19 protein-coding genes are annotated in these 18,339 nt (G+C 48.9%); 5 read left to right on the top strand and 14 right to left on the bottom strand.

Going from position 1 to position 18,339, the window contains the following annotated elements; genetic code table 11:
• The first annotated feature begins 487 nt into the window (after nucleotides 1–487).
• Nucleotides 488–1,378 carry an AraC family transcriptional regulator gene (locus tag NR121_RS03510; RefSeq protein ID WP_062407420.1) on the top strand — a complete coding sequence of 297 codons (891 nt, stop codon included), beginning with the start codon at nucleotides 488–490 and terminating at the stop codon, nucleotides 1,376–1,378.
• Here the strand turns inward: NR121_RS03510 and NR121_RS03515 are convergent.
• From NR121_RS03515 to NR121_RS03525, 3 genes are all read right to left on the bottom strand, one after another.
• A complete protein-coding gene (locus NR121_RS03515) occupies nucleotides 1,305–2,450 on the bottom strand; it encodes a glycoside hydrolase family 88/105 protein (protein WP_062407418.1) in 1,146 nt (381 codons plus the stop codon). The two genes, NR121_RS03510 and NR121_RS03515, sit on opposite strands and share 74 nt — an antisense overlap.
• Nucleotides 2,451–2,475: 25 nt before the next feature.
• Nucleotides 2,476–3,783 (bottom strand): Gfo/Idh/MocA family protein, encoded by a 1,308-nt coding sequence (locus tag NR121_RS03520; RefSeq protein ID WP_137670463.1) that lies wholly within the window; start codon nucleotides 3,781–3,783, stop codon nucleotides 2,476–2,478.
• A 287-nt stretch (nucleotides 3,784–4,070) separates the two neighbouring features.
• Nucleotides 4,071–4,568: a nucleotide triphosphate diphosphatase NUDT15 gene (locus tag NR121_RS03525; RefSeq protein WP_062407415.1), complete on the bottom strand. Its 498-nt coding sequence runs from the start codon at nucleotides 4,566–4,568 to the stop codon at nucleotides 4,071–4,073.
• A gap of 179 nt (nucleotides 4,569–4,747) precedes the next feature.
• Here NR121_RS03525 and NR121_RS03530 point away from each other — a divergent pair, with 179 nt between their 5' ends.
• Nucleotides 4,748–5,593 carry an exodeoxyribonuclease III gene (locus tag NR121_RS03530; protein WP_256830505.1) on the top strand — a complete coding sequence of 282 codons (846 nt, stop codon included), beginning with the start codon at nucleotides 4,748–4,750 and terminating at the stop codon, nucleotides 5,591–5,593.
• A gap of 84 nt (nucleotides 5,594–5,677) precedes the next feature.
• Here NR121_RS03530 and NR121_RS03535 read toward each other — a convergent pair whose 3' ends face one another.
• The 6 genes from NR121_RS03535 to NR121_RS03560 form a co-directional block, all read right to left on the bottom strand.
• A complete protein-coding gene (locus tag NR121_RS03535) occupies nucleotides 5,678–5,854 on the bottom strand; it encodes a hypothetical protein (RefSeq protein ID WP_256830506.1) in 177 nt (58 codons plus the stop codon).
• Nucleotides 5,855–5,896: 42 nt separating this feature from the next.
• On the bottom strand, nucleotides 5,897–6,115 hold the full coding sequence (locus tag NR121_RS03540; protein WP_054818760.1) for a hypothetical protein: 219 nt from the start codon (nucleotides 6,113–6,115) through the stop codon (nucleotides 5,897–5,899).
• 108 nt (nucleotides 6,116–6,223) lie between these two features.
• Entirely contained in the window at nucleotides 6,224–6,574 is a 351-nt protein-coding gene (locus NR121_RS03545) for a hypothetical protein (protein WP_054818759.1), read from the bottom strand.
• 16 nt (nucleotides 6,575–6,590) lie between these two features.
• Nucleotides 6,591–8,534: a primary-amine oxidase gene (locus NR121_RS03550; RefSeq protein ID WP_054818758.1), complete on the bottom strand. Its 1,944-nt coding sequence runs from the start codon at nucleotides 8,532–8,534 to the stop codon at nucleotides 6,591–6,593.
• A 177-nt stretch (nucleotides 8,535–8,711) separates the two neighbouring features.
• Nucleotides 8,712–9,482 (bottom strand): IclR family transcriptional regulator, encoded by a 771-nt coding sequence (locus NR121_RS03555; RefSeq protein ID WP_054818757.1) that lies wholly within the window; start codon nucleotides 9,480–9,482, stop codon nucleotides 8,712–8,714.
• 113 nt (nucleotides 9,483–9,595) lie between these two features.
• A complete protein-coding gene (locus tag NR121_RS03560; protein ID WP_062407407.1) occupies nucleotides 9,596–10,372 on the bottom strand; it encodes an IclR family transcriptional regulator in 777 nt (258 codons plus the stop codon).
• A 383-nt stretch (nucleotides 10,373–10,755) separates the two neighbouring features.
• Here NR121_RS03560 and NR121_RS03565 point away from each other — a divergent pair, with 383 nt between their 5' ends.
• The 3 genes from NR121_RS03565 to NR121_RS03575 all read left to right on the top strand — a co-directional run bounded on the left by NR121_RS03565 (nucleotide 10,756) and on the right by NR121_RS03575 (nucleotide 13,868).
• Nucleotides 10,756–12,057, top strand: coding sequence for an ammonium transporter (locus NR121_RS03565; RefSeq protein WP_217634696.1), 1,302 nt, complete (start codon nucleotides 10,756–10,758; stop codon nucleotides 12,055–12,057).
• Between the two features lie 152 nt (nucleotides 12,058–12,209).
• Complete coding sequence (locus tag NR121_RS03570) at nucleotides 12,210–13,520, top strand: ammonium transporter (protein ID WP_212741250.1); 1,311 nt, start codon at nucleotides 12,210–12,212, stop codon at nucleotides 13,518–13,520.
• A 3-nt stretch (nucleotides 13,521–13,523) separates the two neighbouring features.
• Nucleotides 13,524–13,868 (top strand): P-II family nitrogen regulator, encoded by a 345-nt coding sequence (locus tag NR121_RS03575; RefSeq protein WP_054818756.1) that lies wholly within the window; start codon nucleotides 13,524–13,526, stop codon nucleotides 13,866–13,868.
• A 152-nt stretch (nucleotides 13,869–14,020) separates the two neighbouring features.
• On the opposite strand, the gene NR121_RS03580 is transcribed toward NR121_RS03575, so the two are convergent.
• The 5 genes from NR121_RS03580 to NR121_RS03600 all read right to left on the bottom strand — a co-directional run bounded on the left by NR121_RS03580 (nucleotide 14,021) and on the right by NR121_RS03600 (nucleotide 18,232).
• Entirely contained in the window at nucleotides 14,021–14,974 is a 954-nt protein-coding gene (locus tag NR121_RS03580; RefSeq protein ID WP_054818755.1) for a PDR/VanB family oxidoreductase, read from the bottom strand.
• Nucleotides 14,975–15,003: 29 nt separating this feature from the next.
• Complete coding sequence (locus tag NR121_RS03585; RefSeq protein ID WP_054818754.1) at nucleotides 15,004–15,510, bottom strand: dimethylamine monooxygenase subunit DmmA family protein; 507 nt, start codon at nucleotides 15,508–15,510, stop codon at nucleotides 15,004–15,006.
• Between the two features lie 314 nt (nucleotides 15,511–15,824).
• Nucleotides 15,825–16,799 carry a heme-dependent oxidative N-demethylase family protein gene (locus tag NR121_RS03590; protein WP_054818753.1) on the bottom strand — a complete coding sequence of 325 codons (975 nt, stop codon included), beginning with the start codon at nucleotides 16,797–16,799 and terminating at the stop codon, nucleotides 15,825–15,827.
• Nucleotides 16,800–16,950: 151 nt separating this feature from the next.
• Nucleotides 16,951–17,301 carry a cupin domain-containing protein gene (locus tag NR121_RS03595; protein ID WP_201023589.1) on the bottom strand — a complete coding sequence of 117 codons (351 nt, stop codon included), beginning with the start codon at nucleotides 17,299–17,301 and terminating at the stop codon, nucleotides 16,951–16,953.
• Between the two features lie 148 nt (nucleotides 17,302–17,449).
• Nucleotides 17,450–18,232 (bottom strand): hypothetical protein, encoded by a 783-nt coding sequence (locus NR121_RS03600; protein ID WP_062407397.1) that lies wholly within the window; start codon nucleotides 18,230–18,232, stop codon nucleotides 17,450–17,452.
• Between the last annotated feature and the right edge of the window lie 107 nt (nucleotides 18,233–18,339).

Consider the following 18,339-nt stretch of genomic DNA (forward strand, 5'->3'; position numbering starts at 1 on the left):
ATTACACCTCTTCATCAAAATTCTCTTATGCAGAGAAATAAAAAGCATCACAAACGCCTGTCCTTGGATCGCATGAGAGCAGTGGACAGGATTTGTGACGCTAGTATACCCGCAGGAGCGCTACGTCAAACCAGCATATTGTGATTATTTCGTATGTTTCCGGGAACAGCTTAACGTGGAACAGGATCGCTGCTCACGAATCAAGCGCTTCCGGAATAAATTCCGATTACCATTTCGTTAATATTCTCGTTAATATTCTCGTTAATTATTTCGTTAACATGTTAACAATTTCGACAAATATTAGACTTCCTCATTCTACCATGCAACCGTATTCATGGCAATAGATTTGTTCTGTGTTACAAATCGCAAATTAACGTTCTACAACGAATCGTTGAATCGGTTTCGTATGGACATGAATCCCTTTTCAGCTTTTGGTTGCATACGTTTACAGTGATTTGCTATTCTTGGGATAGGGAGTGGGACTGCGATGGATGAAGATTTTCAAATTCATTTTGCAAAAGGCGAAAATTTCGCTATGCGAAAATTTCACTATCATGATCATTATGAAATTTACTACTTGTTCGCGGGAGAACGTTATTATTACATTGAGAACCGGACTTACTATGTACAAAAGGGCTCGATGATTTTCATTAAGAAGAATGAAATCCATAAGACCATAGCGGGCGGCAAGCTGCATGAGAGGGCGGTCGTTTATTTTACCGACCGCTTTGTCGACCAGTATCACGGGCAGCATATGGATATGCTGCTGTCCTCTTTCATGAGCGCCAACAGAATCGTTGAACTAAACAACCTCGAGCAAAACTATATCGAAAATCTGATCTTCCAAATGAATAACGAATACTCCGATCGCGGCCGTCAAGGACGCTCCTTATACTGCGAAACGCTGCTCGTTCAATTGCTGTTGTTCGCTTCCCGCAAAATGAAAGAAACCGCGGAGGCGGCCCATATTCCAATGCATCCTAAAATTTCGGAGGTCATTGAATACTGCAACGCCAATTTTGTGAAATCGCTTACGATGGAAGGGGTAGCCGCCCGCTTTTTTATCAGTCCGTTTCATTTCAGCCGTTTATTCAAGCGGTATACCGGCTTTAATTTTACGCAATACATTCATACGCTGCGCATCCGCGAGGCCCAGAAGCTGCTCCGGGAAACACCGCATAAAGTGATTGAAATCGCCGGGCAGGTTGGATACGTCAATATCGCCCACTTCAATCGCAAATTTAAACAAATCGCCATGATGTCGCCGATGGAGTACAAAAAAATGATTAAATCCTCGGGTATATTTACGACCGATGCTGCAGCTGCGTCCGGGACTCCGTCTCCCGCAGCCTATGAATCTCCACACCGGCCAATATGAACGGGGCAAGCCCCATCATCGCATCCCGGACAACCTTTTCACCGATATAGTATGAATAGCTTCCGTCACGATAAGGAGTTCCGCCCAGCCCCGCGCCATGGCAGATCTGATTCAAGTGAACGCCGGTTTCATCCGTCTCTACGAGCCGTTCAAGCATTCCCTGATAGCTTTTGACAGCGGCGGGCTTGAATTTAGGCGACAAATATCCTAAACGCACCCCTTTGGCGATCGCATAGGTGAACATCCCTGTACCGGAGGCCTCCAGGTAATTTCCTTCCTTTTGCCCCATATCCAGCACTTGATACCATAAACCGCTCTCCGCTTCCTGCACCCGCACCAAGGCACCGGCCATACGTTCAAAAATGCCGACAATCGTTCCTCTCTTGGGATGATCCGCCGGAAAATGCTCCAGCGCATCCACGATCGCCATCGTATACCAGCCCATAGCCCGGCTCCAAAAATGCAAGGACTTTCCCGTGTCTGGATTACACCAGCGCTGTTCCCTGCTTTCATCCCAGGCATGAACCAGCAGCCCGGTTACGGGATCTCGCGTTTGTTTCTCCACCAGCAGGAGCTGCCGGGAAACTTCGTCAAGCCATTCCGGCTGTCCGAACGTTTGGGCATACTGCGCAAGGAAGGGGGAAGACATATACAGTCCATCGAGCCACATTTGGAACGGATAAATCTTTTTGTGCCAAAATCCGCCCTCGCTTGTTCTCGGGTGTCCCCTCAGCTGGGCCGCAAGCAAATGCGCCGCCTTCTCATACCGCGTCTCCCCGGTTTGACGAAGCAGCGGGAAAAGCACCTTGCCTTGATTAATTTGATCGAGATTATACTCTTCCAGCACATACGTTCTGATGGCTCCGCCAGGCTCTACGAACAAATCCATATGTTTCTTCATGTAGTCAAAATATTTTGCCTCGCCGGTTTGTTCCCACACCCTCCCGATCGACAAAAGCATCATCCCCGGCACATAAGCCCATCGCTTGGCCAACTCCGGATGATAGCCTTGCAAATCGGAGGCGGACATGAACGTTTCCGCCGTTTGGACTGCCCATTGTAATCCATCCATCGGGTTCACTCCCTTTGCGAACCTTTTATCGGCTTGCCGATTCCTGGTATAACAACTCTTGAATACGCACCGGCGCACCGGATTTAACCGATTTCCAAATGGCCTCGCCGGCCAATACGGAATTCGCTCCCGCTCGGGCTCCCGTTAAGATTTCGTACGGTCTGCGGGGATCGGGGCCAAGAAACAAGTCCTCCAGAATGAGCGGGTCTCCTCCCCCGTGTCCTCCCTCGGTAAACACAACATGAATGGTTTCCTTCGAGCCGAATAAAGGGAAATAATCGATCGTCTGTACAGGTACGGGAAAAGGAATGCGGCCGGGCGCATGGAATTCCTGAGTCTCCAAACGGCCCCTTGTCCCGTTAATGGCCAACCGATAGCCTTCATAAGGTACGGAGAAATTGACCGAGTAGCTGAGCAGCGCACCTTTGTCAAATTTGACGGCTGCCGTATAGGTATCCTCGATATCGATCTCCGAATCGAAAATACAGGCGTCCGGACGGTAATTCGTGTAGCTGCCCGGACCCTTGCCGAACGCAGCCTCGCCGATATGGTCGTCTTTCGGAACCGCCTCCCTGCTTCTGCCGAACCATCTCATGTAATAAGCGCAATCCTGTTTCACATTACAGGTCCCGCAATATCTCCTATCCTCCTTCCTCGGATTCAGCTCTCCTTCAGGACCGTAATAATTCAATGCCCCGTAAGCAAAGGCTTCTACAGGAGTCTGATCGATCCACCAGCTCACCAAATCGAAGTGATGCGTGCTTTTGTGAATGGACAAGCCTCCCGAGTTGCTTCTTTTCCGGTTCCAGCGTTTGAAATAGCTGGCACCATGGTAGGTGTCGATGTACCAGTTCAAATCAACGGAAGTCACACGCCCGATTTTCCCTTCCAGAATAAGCTCTTTGATCCTGGCATGAATCGGCATATACCGGTAATTGAACGTTACGCTCACCCTGCCTTTGGACTTTGCTTCAGCCTCCAGAATTTTCCGGCATTCTTCGCCGGTCACTGCCATAGGCTTTTCCGTAATCACATCCAGATCATGCTCGAGCGCTTTGACAATGTAAGTTTCATGCGTATGGTCCGCTCCGGCAACGATGACCGCATCCGGCCCGGTCCCGCGAACCATGTCTTCGAATTGTTCCGGGCTGTACACGGGAACGCCTTTGAGCTGGGGATATTTCTCAAAGCATACTTCAAACCGCCTTGGATCCACATCAAGCAGTCCCGCAATTTCCGCATGCGTTGAGAATGTTTGAAGCATAGGACCGATAAACATATTCATCGCTCTGCCGCTTACTCCACAAATGACATACTTTTTCACCTGGCTCATCCCCCGTCAGTCTTTTTTTCATTTCCATTGCATTGTAGAACAAATCGAAGATGAAATCTTGGACGGATTTTGTCATGATCCATAAAACTTTGCTATTTATGCTCTTTTTCACAAAACAAAAACCGTCCTCTCTCTAGTGAAAGGACGGCTAATCTTTGCTCACATGATTTCGTTTGCTTCGGCTTTCAAAGCTTTGTACTTTGGAGATGATGGCAGAAGGCTGTACAGAAAGCAGCCCTGAAAGGCTTGCGTTACTTACTACTTTCCAATCGACCATAGCTTCCCGGTTATGAAAGAAGCTGTTCGTCCTTTAATTTTTTCAATACCACGCGGTCTGTCGGGAACGCCAAAACCGGCAGTTCCTCATAAGAGAAGAATCCCACTTCCTCTAGATCATCGCCCGCGGCAAGCTCGCCCTCTATCTCATTGGCCAAAAACCAGATGCCAACGGTTTGTTGTTCAGGATTGTGGAAGTTTGAAAGAACGGTATATACCGCTGTAATCTCTATCTTTAACCCCGTTTCTTCAATAAATTCCCGTCGGGCCGCCTCATACACATCCTCATCCCACTCGACGTAACCACACGGAATACACCATTGTCCCTCATAGCTTCCCTTTCTTTTGCCCAGCAATACCTTTTTATCCCTGATGATGATCGCCGCTACACCTACCACCGGATTTTGATAGAAGACAAAGCCGCATGAAATACAGTAGGGTCTGGAGATTTCCTTTTTTTCATTTAAACTTAGCCTTCCTCCACACTTAGGACAGAAATGATATCTCATTTCCTCAATCACTCCAAATCTATAAGCCGCTTTTGTTTATCTTAACAGAAAACGCTTGGAAAATGATAGAAAAAATGAATTTTTTCCATGACGGGGAACCTGCACTGAAAAGGAGGCATGTATAAATATGATATACTACTGGAAAGAACCTTACGAGCACTGCAAGGAGATGGTTTTCAATGAAGCTGGTATCGTGGAATGTTAACGGCTTAAGGTCATGTGTGAATAAAGGATTTTACGATTACTTTAAAACAGCTGACGCAGACATTTTCTGCATTCAAGAAACGAAGCTGCAGGAAGGACAGATTCGTCTGGAATTGGATGCGGAATATGTTCAATATTGGAATTATGCAGAGAAGAAAGGGTACTCGGGAACCGCAGTATTTACAAGGATCGAACCGGTTTCCGTACGATACGGCATGGAGGAGGAGCAGGAGCCGGAGGGACGGATCATCACTCTGGAGTACGACGCCTTCTATCTTGTTAATGTATACACCCCGAATGCGCGGCGTGATCTGTCAAGGCTGGAATTTAGACTGGCATGGGAAGATCGGTTCCGAAGCTTTCTTCAGCGGCTGGACGCCCATAAACCCGTTATTGTTTGCGGCGATCTCAATGTGGCGCACCAAGAGATCGACCTCAAAAATGCGAAATCCAACCGTAACAACTCCGGATTCACCCCGGAAGAACGATACCAAATGACCCAATTATTAGAAGCCGGTTTTATCGACACCTTCAGACATTTCTACCCCGACCGGACTGATGCCTATACCTGGTGGTCCCTTATGCCCAAGGTGAGAGAGCGGAACATCGGATGGCGAATCGATTATTTTCTTGCCTCATCAAGACTTGCTCCCTTTTTATTGGACGCACAGATCGATGCCCATGTTACAGGCAGCGATCATTGCCCTGTGATCCTGAAAATCGCAGATATAAGCTTGGACGACGGCGCCGGTCCGGTCGACCGGCATGCGGCGGCGGACTCTGCCGATGAGTTCAGGACGCCTCTTCGCATCTACTGTTGAAACATATCTGATATCATGCTTGGCAATGCAACCCCCCCGAGAACGGTGTCCCGGGGGGTCAGCATCAAGTTACTGCGCTTGGTCTTATTCCACTATTTCCCAATGTATGCTGATCATCTTGTCTGCCCAGCTGCGGATATTGATTTCGATCGCTTGTTCGATCTCTTCATCTGTAAGTTCCCCGAGCTTGCTTTCCTCGATCACGAGCTCGTCTTCCTTTACCGCTTGGCCACCCAAAGACAATTGGACTTTAATTCGCATCCACAGCCCTCTTTTCGTCTTCCACGTCGGTCCAAGTCCATCTCACGCGCTGCAGCCTTCACATTCATAATACTGGTTTCCGGTCGTTTCCTTTATTTCAATCAGTTTGCCTACCACAACATCTTCCGCTGCAATAAACTCGAAATCGGCTATTTTAGCTTGAACGCCTTTCCTTGCCTCATCCTCCGAGTTAGCTACCCAACTGAATGTGCCTGTTTTTTGGGCTGAGGGAATCTCATATTCAAAATGATATCGTTTCATATATTCAGTCTCCCTTCGATTCGTCTGTGATCGTAATGCTTGAATGTAAAGTATAACTATACCACAGACCGGTCTTTTTTTCACCTCATTTCATTTATCTTTTGGGGCTTATATGGACATAAAGCTGTAGATTCCAATCCCAAGCATAGCCACAGAAACAGTACAGCACAGGTAAGTATGCAGGCCGCCCTTTCGCTTTTTCCATGCCATGGCAAGCTGCCTGACGGCAAAGTACATGCCCGTTCCGTTGATGATGAGAAGTACCCAGGTTAACAGTTCCATCGATGCGGAAGCGTCATGCATCATCCCGTGATGGTTCTGCCCATGCATCTCCATCGCACCCATGAGCAGCGGTGCGGAGAACCAATGAATCAGATGCAGAAGCAGGACCAGGAGTACCGAAAGACCGGACACCGTGGTATATTTCATCTCCGCACCCATTTGTCTTCGTTTCTGCATCAATTGCGTTCACCCCTTAACTCTGGCAACCGTTCGCTGTAACCGCGCTGCTGCAGTAATTTTTCTTTGGGGACGGCGGGAGATTGATCGCCGGGCTCTGGTTGAAAAAGCTGACCGGCTTTAATGAGAAGCCGATGTAGGCTGCCGGCATAACCGGCCAATCCTCGGGCCGGGGCACATGCGTATGCCCCATCGTGTACCATACGACGATATCTTTATTGCTGATCTCCCGGTTCTGACTCGTCCAAAATTCAAGGCCGTCTCCGCCGGCGTGCTGGTTCGGATAATTTCCGGACGCATAGATTTCGTCCTCATGATAAGGCGTCACCCACAAGTGCTGTTTGATGAAACCTGCGCGCTTCATCAGGCTGGAGTTTTCCGAGGCGAACGGGAAGCAGTTTTCTCCAGTTACCATCTTATAGCCTACGGACTGCCCGTACTCGTTTTTCACATTGTCGTTCACGATTTTCCAGTATCTCGCCGTCTCCAGGCAAATATTTCTTCTGGCCTCAAGTTCCGTCGCAAGCAGCGTAGACTTCGCATAGAAGGCGTTCTCTCTCGGGTTATGCTCTCCCGGTTCCTCGGCCACGACATTGACTTCATATACGGAGTTCTCATTTCCGTCAATCTGCATATCCATCCTTACGTTGAAGAAGTGCTGATGGTTCGGAGCATACAAATCAGGGCCTATCATCGTACCGTATTTCGGCGTATCGCCCGGATGCAGGCCGGCTGTAGACAGAATGCCGGTCAGTTTCACTTCGAACTGAATGTTGCCATCCTGATAGAAGTACCAGAAGAAACCATACTCATAGTTGGCAACCGTTGATATCGAGGATATCACAAGTCGGCGGGAGCGTCTTACTTCCACGTCATTGGTCCGCCAATCCGTATGCTTCCAAAGAATGCCGTAGTCCTCCTCATGCATACAAATCGCATTCTTAATAACGACCAATTCGCCCTTGCTGTTCGTCATCGGAGCATCAAAGTACTTGATATAGCCCACGCAGTCGCAGCCAAGCTCCAGAGAATTCGCCAACTGCCCGATTCCGTATTCCCCGCTGTCGAACGCGTTCTTGCGATTCTGAATCGCTCCCGGATCGCCATATGGAACCACCATCTCCGACAATGCGGCACGGTACAGGATCGGACGCTTACGCCCCCCATCCTCGTATGTCACTGTGTGAAGCGTCAGCCCTTCTCGCGGGTTAAAGCCGATGCGGAAATTCCAATTTTGCCATTCGACTTCATGGCCATTTACTGTAAAACTCGGTCCTTCAGGCTGGATAATCTCTATCGGCTTGATCCCTGTACGAAGCGGCCCCACCCGATCAGGCGTGTAATTCGCTTCTTGAGCCGGGATCTTCGTATATTCGTATTCTTCTACCCGGAGAATTTCCATCTTATTGAGATCTACGATCGGAATCAAAGGAAGCGGCCGGGCATATCCGTTATCCTTCTCATCACTGCGCAGGAAGCAGAGCGGACGCGCCAGGCGTACCAAGGAATCCTCCTCCGCCCCGAAATGTCCCGCCGACCACAAATCCACCATAACCAGACTCGGGTCATCAATCCCAAGACGCTTCAGCGCCTCTTGGAATAACGGGCTTCTTTGCACCACCTTCTCGCACTCCAGGTGTTCATCCAGCATGATCATCGGATGTACGCCCGGGATAAGTTTCCAGGAGGTTACTTGATGCTTCGTCAAGGATACTACCGCCTCGTAGCAGGCATTGTCCAAATTGTTAAGAATAATGATCAATGCTTCCCTCTCTATCGGATTGCTTCCGTCATAAGCCTGCACCAGTTCTTTTTTCGGTTCCTTCAATTGAACCGACACGAATCGGTGGTATGCTCCAAGTCCTTTTTGTCCTTTCAGGATGGAGACGGCGATCCCGATCTCCTCCTTGCTCAACGGCTCCAACGGATGATTCTCAACTTGTACGGTATTTTCGGCCATTCCGATCTTCCTCTCTGTAAGGTTATTGTACTGCATCTTTGCCGGTTGGTTTTGTATTCACCAAACCGTGTTACGTTATATCACAATCATATGACGCAATTTTATTTTCTTAAAGCGATGATTACCGAATATTGAGATGCTTAGAAAGAACTTTTGGTTCTTTTGGGAAACAAACCTTTATTTAAATCGATAAAGATTACGGAAACCGAGCTCCCTGGAGATGTAATAAGCATATTTTTTGGTATAAGAACTGTACTTCTCGATATGTTGAGGTGTAAAGCGGGTTGACGGTCCGGCGCAATTCAGCGAGCCGATCACCGTATTCTCACGGGAGAAAATCGGAGCTCCAATGCCTGTTGTTCCGTCCGTAACTTCTCCAACTGACACCGCAAAGCCTTTTTCACGAATCTTCTCAAGTTCGTATTCTACGGATTCTTGAGTCAACCGTCTCAAAGACGGAACGGAAGACCAGTCCACATTTTTCAACATGTTATCCCTTGTTTTTTGCGATAGGTAAGCGAGCATGGCGCGGTTTGAGGCACCGATATATAGGGGCAGCCTTAATCCGATCGGTTCGGAAATGTTGAGGATCTGTGAAGAATCAATCCTATCGATGTAAACACCTTCCATATTTTCTCTCATGGTCAGATATACCGTTTCTTTCGTTTGCCTTGAAAGCTCCTCCATATAGGATCTGGCGACTGACCGGAGCATTAAACTATCCCACATCAGAAAGCTGTATTTCATGATGGTAAAGCCCAATTTATATTTTCTCGTCTTGCTGTTCTGCGAGACAAAGCCGTGCTGCGACAAACAGCCTAAAATCCGATGAACGCTTTGAACCGGCATTTCCAGTTCTCTGCTGATTTCGGTCACACTTACCTCCTTTTCATTTCCCTGCGGCACAAGAATGTTTAAGATACTGATCGCTTTGGATATCACAGACATGAATCCCACCATCCTTGTAATATGAATTTATATTAACAATTTTGCCGGATAATCTGTTTATAATTGACAATCGCCCGAATGGGTGAAAAGGTGTCCAGTATCTGCATTCCGTATTATTGACTCCGTTTCATTCGGTTTCTGTATCCCAACTCCTTCGAGATCATATTTGCATACTTCTTGGCTTGCTGGCTGAAGATTTCTATTTTTTCGGGGGTAAAACGAATAGAGGGGCCGGCGACGTTAAGGGAGCCGATAACAGTGTTGTCAAACGAAAAAATAGGGGCACCGATGCCGGTAGTGCCATCTGTCGCCTCCCCTGACGTCACCGCATATCCTCTGGAGCGAATGATTTCAATATCTTTTTGTATGTATTCCTTTGTGAGTGGAATTAAGGATGGAATGGAATCCCAATTTACGTTTGTCAGGATGGCCTCCTGCACTTTTTGCGGCAGATAGGCAAGTATGGCACGATTGGAAGCCCCTATATAAAGCGGAAGTCTTAATCCGATCGGTTCGGAAATTTTGAGAATCTGCGGGGAGTCTATGGCATCAATATAAACCCCTTCCCGGTTTTCCCTGGTTGCCAGATAAACGGTTTCCTTCGTTTTTTGCGAAAGCTCCGCCATGATCGGACGAGCCAAGGATCTCAACATAAGACTGTCCCACATCAAAAAGCCATATTTCATGACCGATAATCCCAGTTTGTACTTTTTCGACTTTTTATCTTGCGATACAAATCCGTGTTCGGATAAGGAGTGAAGAATCCGATGAACGCTCTGAACGGGCATGGCGAGCTCCCTGCTGATTTCAGTTGCGCTCATTTCCTTTTCACTGCCTTGCGGCACAAGCAGATTTAGAATATAAATAGCTTTTGAAATAACTCCAGACATTGATTGCACCTCCAAGTCGAACATTTGTTATATTATATGACGTGATCATACCATATAAACTACAGCTTTGAAATACAGTTTCCCACGATTCGGGAAAGAGGTTAAAAAGCTTGAAGTGTCGCTTGAATCACTGTCTTTCGTTATATATTCCCGCTTCTTCTCTTCCTTGCGGCATTTATTTTTTTTCGTTTTATCACCATGCGGGATAATTGTCTATGAACTCCTCTTCATCTTATGTGAATATATCGTTAAATTATTTAACATTAGGAGGCTCATCCATGCTATCGAAATCGCGATTCGTTTTGTTCTGTTTCAGCCTGCTGTCCATGCTGTGTCTCGTATTCCCTCTCGGCGCCTTCGCCGCAGACACCGCTGTGCCACAAATTGACACCGGCGACACCGCCTGGCTTTTGGTCTCGACGGCTATCGTTTTGTTTATGTTCGTCCCCGGTCTCGCCTTGTTCTATGGAGGAATGGTCAGCCGGAAGAACATTCTTTCCATCCTTATGCTTAATATGAGCAGCCTGGTCGTGGTCAGCATCGTTTGGGTCCTTTGGGGTCACACCCTTACCTTCGGAACGGATCTTTTTGGAATCATTGGCGGTATGGATTACTTGGGCTTTGCCGGCATAGGCCAGGAGCCGCTCGGAACACTCACGATTCCCCATGTACTTTTCGCTGTTTTCCAGGCCTTGTTTGCAGCCATTACTGTTGCTCTGATTGCGGGCGCTGTCGCCGAAAGAATCCGTTTCTCCGTCTGGATCTTGTTTTCCGCCGCCTGGGCAACCTTCGTGTACGCGCCTATGGCCCACTGGGTTTGGGGTGGAGGCTGGCTGTCCAAATTGGGCGGCCTCGATTTTGCGGGAGGCACCGTAGTTCACATCCTCGCCGGCGTCGGAGCCCTCACGGCCGTCATCGTCCTCGGTCCGAGAAAAGGATTTCCAGGGCGAACCCTCCCCCCGCATAATCTTGTCTTCTTTTTTATTGGAGCCATGTCCCTCTGGTTCGGGTGGATGGGCTTCAACGGAGGAAGCGTATTGGCAGCCGGGGGGCTGACAGGCTTGGTATTTGCCACAACCCACGCAGCCGCCTGCTCGGGAGCGATCGCTTGGGCTGCCATAGAATGGCTCATTCACAAAAAACCGACCCTGGTCGGAACCGTTACAGGCATCATAGCCGGACTGATCGCCATTACACCAGCCGCAGGCTACGTATCCGTCCTGTCTTCAATTCTTATTGGAGGAAGCGCCAGCTTCGTCTGTTATTGGGGAGTCAACATCCTAAAAACGAAATTCAAATATGACGATACCCTCGATGTGTTCGGCCTGCATGGGATCGGGGGAATCTGGGGAGCTTTGCTCACCGGTATTTTCGCAGACATCCGTATCAACCCTGCCGGAAACAACGGATTGCTGCACGGCAATCCCAATCAATTGCTTGCACAGGTATTGGATGTCGCCATCGCCGTAGGCTGGGCCGCGGCCGGCACCTTCGTCGTCCTGAAGATCATTGCTCTTTTCACACCGCTTCGGGTTAGCTCCGAGGAAGAAAGCTTGGGGCTCGATCTGAGCTTCCACGGAGAGCAGGCCTACAACGAACAGGAATCCGGCACAAGCGAAATGCGCCCTCCCTCTTTCCCCGCGCTCGGAATAGAGACAACCAAGGTCACCCAATCGGCCCCATAACGGTATTTTTCACAAAATAATCAATCGCCTTAGTTAGCATAAAAGGAGGAAATGAAATGCTGCCAAAACCAACCCTGAAGATTCTTTCTCTTTGTTTTATCTTGTTATTGTCCTTTCCTTTCTCGGTCTTCGCCGCAGAAGCCGAGACCGCCATCGATACCGGCGATACCACCTGGATCCTCGTCTCGGCGACCTTGGTACTATTTATGTTCGTTCCGGGTTTGGCTTTATTTTATGGAGGCTTGGTAAGCCAAAGAAACATTCTCGCCACGATGATGCACTGCTTAAGCGCTCTTTCCGTTGTCAGCATCGTATGGGTGCTTTGGGGGTACAGCTTTGCTTTTGGCCCCGGGGACAACGGGGTCTTCGGAGGATTCTCCTATTTGGGATTTCATGATGTCGGCCAAAGCCCTAAAGAGGGGTTAACCATCCCCCACCTGCTGTTCGCCTTGTATCAGGGGTTATTCGCGGCAATCACTACAGCCCTGATTTCGGGAGGCGTTGCGGAACGCATCCGGTTTCCCGTTTGGCTTCTCTTCTCGATCGCCTGGGTTACCTTGGTCTATGCTCCAATGGCGCATTGGACGTGGGGCGGCGGCTGGTTGTCCAAATTGGGCGGTCTGGACTTCGCGGGAGGTACGGTGGTTCACATCCTGTCCGGCGTCAGTGCGCTGGTGGCGGCCATCGTTGTCGGCAAGCGCAGAACGTTCCCCAACCAAACCCATCCTCCTCACAATCTGGTATTTTTCTTTATCGGAGGCATGTGCCTGTTTTTTGGATGGTTTGGATTCAATGCCGGCAGTGCATTGGCATCCGGCGCCCTAGCGAGCCAGGCTTTTGCCACAACGCTCATGGCCGGCTGCGCCGGCGGGATATTTTGGATCTTTTTGGAATGGAGGCTTCGAAATAAGCCTACCCTGGTTGGCGGAGTCACCGGGGTCATCGGAGGCTTGGTAGCCATCACTCCGGCTGCAGGATACGTAACCGTCCTGTCCTCCATCGTCATCGGCGGAGTAGCCAGTCTCGTTTGTTATTGGTCCCTGAATGCTCTCAAAGCCAAATTCCAGTATGACGATTCCCTCGATGTGTTCGGTCTTCACGGCGTTGGAGGCATCTGGGGCGCCATGGCAACCGGGATTTTCAGTACAAAAGAAGTCAACGCCGCCGGTGCTGACGGCCTCTTAGCAGGCAATCCGATGCAGGTGCTCATCCAACTGGAGGATGTGCTTGTCGCCGTTACCCTGGCCTTCGCCGGAACCTATGTCATCCTCAAAGCCATCAGCTTGTTCACTCCGCTGCGGGTAAGCGACGATCAGGAAAGCACCGGGCTCGACCTCAGCCTTCATGGAGAAAATGCTTATAACACCTTCGAACTAAACAGCAGTGAACCGCACGATACCCCGTTGTCCGTTTATGAAAAGGATTCATATAACGCCAACCAAACTTCTTTGAAGGGAGTCTGATCTATGAAGCAGCTTACAATCATTGTAAGGCCGGAGAAACTTAGCAGCGTTACCGCAGCGCTTCACCATATCGGTGTAACAGGAATGACAATAAGCGATGTAAGAGGACAAGGAACTCAGAAGGGCGTTACCACCATTTATCGCGGAGTCGAATATCAAACCAATTTCGTCCTCAAAAACAAAATCGAAACCGTCGTGAGCAATGAAATTTACGAGAAAGCCATCGAATCGGTGTTGGAGGCTGCAAGAACCGGCAAAGTCGGCGACGGGAAAATTTTTGTTACCGAGATTACCGATGCCATAAGAATCCGTACCGGCGAACACGGCCAAGCCGCTCTGGACCAGTAAATGTTCAACCCCTCCAAATCCAGCCTTGCCAATGGCGGAATTGGAGGGGCTTGTCGTCTTTTTCAGGGAGGGCTTTCCGCCGCAACAAAAGCGGGTTGACGCCGTTTTCTCGGCATCAACCCGCTTTTGTGCCCTGACAGCATAAACCCACGCTACGCATGAATGATCAAGAAATTACTCTTGGCTCTGGAGATGCAAGGCATCATCACGTTCCGCGAGTTCTTCTCATGGTCTGACAAGAAAAAGTCCCTGTGATCGACCTCCCCCTGTTCCACTTCGATCTCACAGCTGCCGCATCCGCCCACCTTGCAAGAATAAGGCGCATCGATCCCATGTTCCAACATCACATCAAGCAAGCTTTTGTCCTCCGGAATCCGCAGTCTTATATTGCTTTTCGTCAGGACGGCTTCAAAGGGCAGACATGGTCCTGTGTCAGGCGGACTGAACAACTCGTAATGGATGCTCGATGGCGGATAACCGTAATCCAATGCCGCATGTTTAAACTGTCTGATCATAGCCTCCGGACCGCAAAAATACACATGGGTCCCGATCCGCTGCTTCCACATCACCCTGGTTGGCATCCGTTCCCGCTGGCTTGAAAAATAGAAACGTACGCGTTTCCCATAAGCGGTTCCGATTTCTGAATAGAAGGGACAATATTCTTCGGAAGCCGCAGCATAATGCAGTTCAAAGGACTTCCCTTCGGCAGCGAGTTGCGGCATCATCGCCATAAATGGAGTTATTCCGATTCCTGCGGCAATAAACACATGATGCCGCCCTTCGAAGCTCAGCGGCAAATGATTTTGGGGATGACTAATTTCAAGGGTATCTCCTTCTTTCATACGGTCATGCCAATACACCGATCCGCCCCTGGAAGTTTCGCTTCGCCGAACGGCAATCTTATAATATTCGTCCTGCAGCGGATTTCCTGCCAAGGAATAGTGCCTTTCCAACAACCCTCCATCTGTCTCGAGATAGGTTGTAATGTGCGCCCCTGGCGAGAACCCGGGAAGCATTCCTTCGGCGGCAGACAGCTTGAAACTTTTCACAACCGGCGTTTCCTGCATGATTTCCGTCACGACGACTTTCAGTTTCGGACTGTACATGATTGTTTCACCTCCAAGAACAGCACGGATTATACGGATATATACCCCAAATAGGCATTCATTCGTTCAGAATAATGGCTGGACACCAAAAGCGGCGCCCCGCAGTGCTCACACTCCATTTCAGCTTCGGCCGTCTTTTTTTGAAGCCGGTAACATCCCACGCAAAACACGGTCTCCCGTGCTTCTCCGGTAGGATACCCGTCGATTTCATCTTTAGCGAAACCTAGTCCCCGTGACAATGTTAACAAAGGATGATACATTTCCATATCGCAAATCACGATTAGCTGAACTTCCATCGTCTGATTCTCAAGCGTCCGGGATATTGCAGATTGATCCCATACTCCCAACCAGCGTACAGGAACATCGATGCTTCTCGTAAATCTCTTGAATGCTTTGTGGGATTCTCCGCGTACCTTCTGCAAATAATGCACCTCCGCCTGCTTTCCTTGTCTGCCTAAAGCAAGCAGTATCGGAATCGCGTGAAGTATGCTTGTTTCGTCCACAAACAGGATATATTTATGTTTATGATTATTCATGGTGACGGCCTTCTTTGGTGATGGGCATTGGAGAGTCCCTGACTTGGAGTGATACAGAAGATGCATCCTTTCCTCCATCGTGCAGCTCTCCAAGTCGAAATAATACCGGACTTGAGGCGTTTGCCCTCCATTCAAACGGAGAAACGTGACCGGCACATCAACATATATACCATTTAGCTCTACTCCCTGAATCCATCCTGCAGTATGGCTGCACTCCCCCTGGACCCGTTCGGCATGAACGCAGCAATATCGTGCAAGAAAAGTTCCTGATTGTAAAATATGATATACGTTGTCCACGGTAGTCCCTCCTTGATCTATTTCCGGGCGCCGATATGATCTTGCAGATATTCCAGCAGCAGCGGCTTAAATGAAATGAACCCTTTATATTCCGCCAAAGGATCAGGAAGATCTTCTAAAACCTTGTAAAACCGTTCGGCCCACACTTGATTTTGCACCAGCATTTCCAAAGGGAGCAGATGGGTATGAATGCTGAATAAAATGCCGTTATTGCCCGATAACCGGAACAATCTCTGATCCTCTGTGCGCAAGCGCACCTCTTGACCCACATTACCTAGATGGAGCAAGTATTTGTTTTTCCCCCAATCACCGAATTCCTCGGGCGATGTGTCCAGCCTGTCCCCTACATTGATCGTCCAGTTCAAACGGGTCCATGGCTTTCCCGCTTCCATTCGCAGCAGAAACCCGAGCACTTTTTGCGCCAATCCGCTCTCCGAATAGATGGGAACAGGAGAATGAAACTGCAGATAGGTCATTCCGAGATCAAAGGCAAGGGACCAATTGGCGGGAAAACAGAGCTGACCGGCATCCATGTACAGATCACCGTCCCGCTGCTGCAAATAGATCAGATCCTCCTGCACATGACGGCCGATAAAATCAAGCGGTTCATAAGGCAGTGTGGAGGATTCTCCAAAAATAAACTTGTGTTCTTCATGGATGAGCTTGTTTTGAAATGTCCACAGCCGCCCCTCTTTCTCCAATCTGAAATACCGGGGATATACATGGGACATTTCATGCATCAGCATGCCGGCAATTTCCCATTGGGCTGCAAGCGTGTGCGGAAACGACCGGAAGGTCCGCTCGGGGTATTGTTCCAAAAGCCTTCTCTTTTCAAGCACTTCTTCCCGGTATTCCGGAGTGACATCAATGCAAACGGGCGGCACCAGAGCTCTTGAATTGTTTGAATACCGGTAGGAATCGCCTTGAAACGGAAACGGAAACCTTTCCAGCAGCGATCGATCCTTGATTTTCACTTTGAAAGCATCCGTCATTTCTTATACCTCCTCAGAGCCCATAATAGAATCGGGCTCCGGAGCACCCAAGAAGACAAGCTTCTTGTCATGACCGGGGCCCTCTGCAAATAACCCTTTGATTGCGTATCATGTGCAATGCTGCTGTCGGTTCAATCGCCGTGAATGAAACTTATGCTTCGCCCGGTTTACGCAGGCCGCAGAAAAAACCGATTCCGTAATCCGGCGAATCAAACGTGATTCGGCTGCCTTTCTCAAAAAACAGGACATCTCCTTGAACCGCTTTTACCGTATTGCCCGTTTCATCCGAAATGTGCATTTCCCCTTCTACAATGATTTTCATCTCATCGTAAGTATAGGTATAGGACAGCGGTTTGGACTTTTCTAACCGGAAAAAACCGCTTGTCATGGTTTTTTCCTGATCATTAGAAGACAGGACATCCCCCAAAAAGGCATTCGTCTCCGGAACTCCCATGGAAGCCAAATCTGTTTTGATTGCTTGATTTACATACTTCAGCGCCACTTTGAATATCCTCCTTAAAAAATATGTTATATTTCATGACTTGATCATTACATATACATTGAATTCATGAAACACTTCTCTCTCATATAGTGAGAAACAGTGAAATATGATCCCCTGCTTTCGCATCGCAGCAAAGAAAGCTGCGGTTTTACATCTTGGCCATATATCCTCTCGTAACCACGCCAGTCCGGATGGAATTAGCGAGCATACATAGAGCGCTGCCTAGAGCGATCCGGCGGTAAGTTTCCGTTATACGCCGGTCTTCTGCCATGGCCAGCCGGCTTGCAAGAAGCCGCTCCTTACATTCCGTGCTTAAGTTTTCCGTACCTCTTATGGAAGCGGCCACCAGGTTTTCGGCCGCCTGCGTGCTTCTCACCCGAATATCCCCGTCTCGCGTCCGACCCGATGGAGAATAGGCAAGAGAGGTAAGAATCCGCTTCTCCGCACTGCTGATGGTTTCCTGTAGGAACAGGGCACATTCAGGATCGATGGACTCTTCCGGGATAGGTTCATAAAGCGCTGCGGCTTGGTAGGGAACGGCATCCTGAACGAGCAGACGCGTAATGCCCCGATCATTGATCGCTTCCAGAACGAGTTCCGGTTCGTCCCCGACTACCACTTCCTTATGCGGCGGCCAAATGTCCATCCAATAATGATCCAAATGCCGGATGCCCACGTGAAATACATAGTAATCCGGATAAATTCTGAGCTTGTCGGGCCCATTCCCCAGATGCTCCCGGTAAAAATCATAAAATTTGGCTATGGAAGCGGCAAGGAGGCCGCTGGCTCCGATGCTGCCCCCGGAATCACGGACCACGATACCGACGCGGTCCGCCGCATGAAAGCCCGGGAATATCTGCTCAAAGGATACCGGTTGGCCGTCCAGCTCAAAAGCAAAATCAGACGTTCGAATGAGATCAGTCGTATGCATCAGGCAAAGCTCCTTTCCATCACGTTAGAACAAATTTTATCAACAGCTGTTTTTTACGAAAGATAACTTTACATCTATTTGGGAGAACAGCAAAATAAAAATGAAAT

The sequence above is a fragment of the Paenibacillus sp. Pae15 genome, assembly GCF_024519685.1.
Taxonomy (GTDB): Bacteria; Bacillota; Bacilli; order Paenibacillales; family NBRC-103111; genus Paenibacillus_G; species Paenibacillus_G naphthalenovorans.

What these genes read in the sequence shown, in the direction of transcription:
- NR121_RS03510 (WP_062407420.1), top strand. Translation starts at nt 488, where the DNA reads ATGGATGAAGATTTTCAAATTCATTTTGCAAAAGGCGAAAATTTCGCT.
- NR121_RS03515 (WP_062407418.1), bottom strand. Translation starts at nt 2,450, where the DNA reads ATGGATGGATTACAATGGGCAGTCCAAACGGCGGAAACGTTCATGTCC.
- NR121_RS03520 (WP_137670463.1), bottom strand. Translation starts at nt 3,783, where the DNA reads ATGAGCCAGGTGAAAAAGTATGTCATTTGTGGAGTAAGCGGCAGAGCG.
- NR121_RS03525 (WP_062407415.1), bottom strand. Translation starts at nt 4,568, where the DNA reads ATGAGATATCATTTCTGTCCTAAGTGTGGAGGAAGGCTAAGTTTAAAT.
- NR121_RS03530 (WP_256830505.1), top strand. Translation starts at nt 4,748, where the DNA reads ATGAAGCTGGTATCGTGGAATGTTAACGGCTTAAGGTCATGTGTGAAT.
- NR121_RS03535 (WP_256830506.1), bottom strand. Translation starts at nt 5,854, where the DNA reads ATGCGAATTAAAGTCCAATTGTCTTTGGGTGGCCAAGCGGTAAAGGAA.
- NR121_RS03540 (WP_054818760.1), bottom strand. Translation starts at nt 6,115, where the DNA reads ATGAAACGATATCATTTTGAATATGAGATTCCCTCAGCCCAAAAAACA.
- NR121_RS03545 (WP_054818759.1), bottom strand. Translation starts at nt 6,574, where the DNA reads ATGCAGAAACGAAGACAAATGGGTGCGGAGATGAAATATACCACGGTG.
- NR121_RS03550 (WP_054818758.1), bottom strand. Translation starts at nt 8,534, where the DNA reads ATGGCCGAAAATACCGTACAAGTTGAGAATCATCCGTTGGAGCCGTTG.
- NR121_RS03555 (WP_054818757.1), bottom strand. Translation starts at nt 9,482, where the DNA reads ATGTCTGTGATATCCAAAGCGATCAGTATCTTAAACATTCTTGTGCCG.
- NR121_RS03560 (WP_062407407.1), bottom strand. Translation starts at nt 10,372, where the DNA reads ATGTCTGGAGTTATTTCAAAAGCTATTTATATTCTAAATCTGCTTGTG.
- NR121_RS03575 (WP_054818756.1), top strand. Translation starts at nt 13,524, where the DNA reads ATGAAGCAGCTTACAATCATTGTAAGGCCGGAGAAACTTAGCAGCGTT.
- NR121_RS03580 (WP_054818755.1), bottom strand. Translation starts at nt 14,974, where the DNA reads ATGTACAGTCCGAAACTGAAAGTCGTCGTGACGGAAATCATGCAGGAA.
- NR121_RS03585 (WP_054818754.1), bottom strand. Translation starts at nt 15,510, where the DNA reads ATGAATAATCATAAACATAAATATATCCTGTTTGTGGACGAAACAAGC.
- NR121_RS03590 (WP_054818753.1), bottom strand. Translation starts at nt 16,799, where the DNA reads ATGACGGATGCTTTCAAAGTGAAAATCAAGGATCGATCGCTGCTGGAA.
- NR121_RS03600 (WP_062407397.1), bottom strand. Translation starts at nt 18,232, where the DNA reads ATGCATACGACTGATCTCATTCGAACGTCTGATTTTGCTTTTGAGCTG.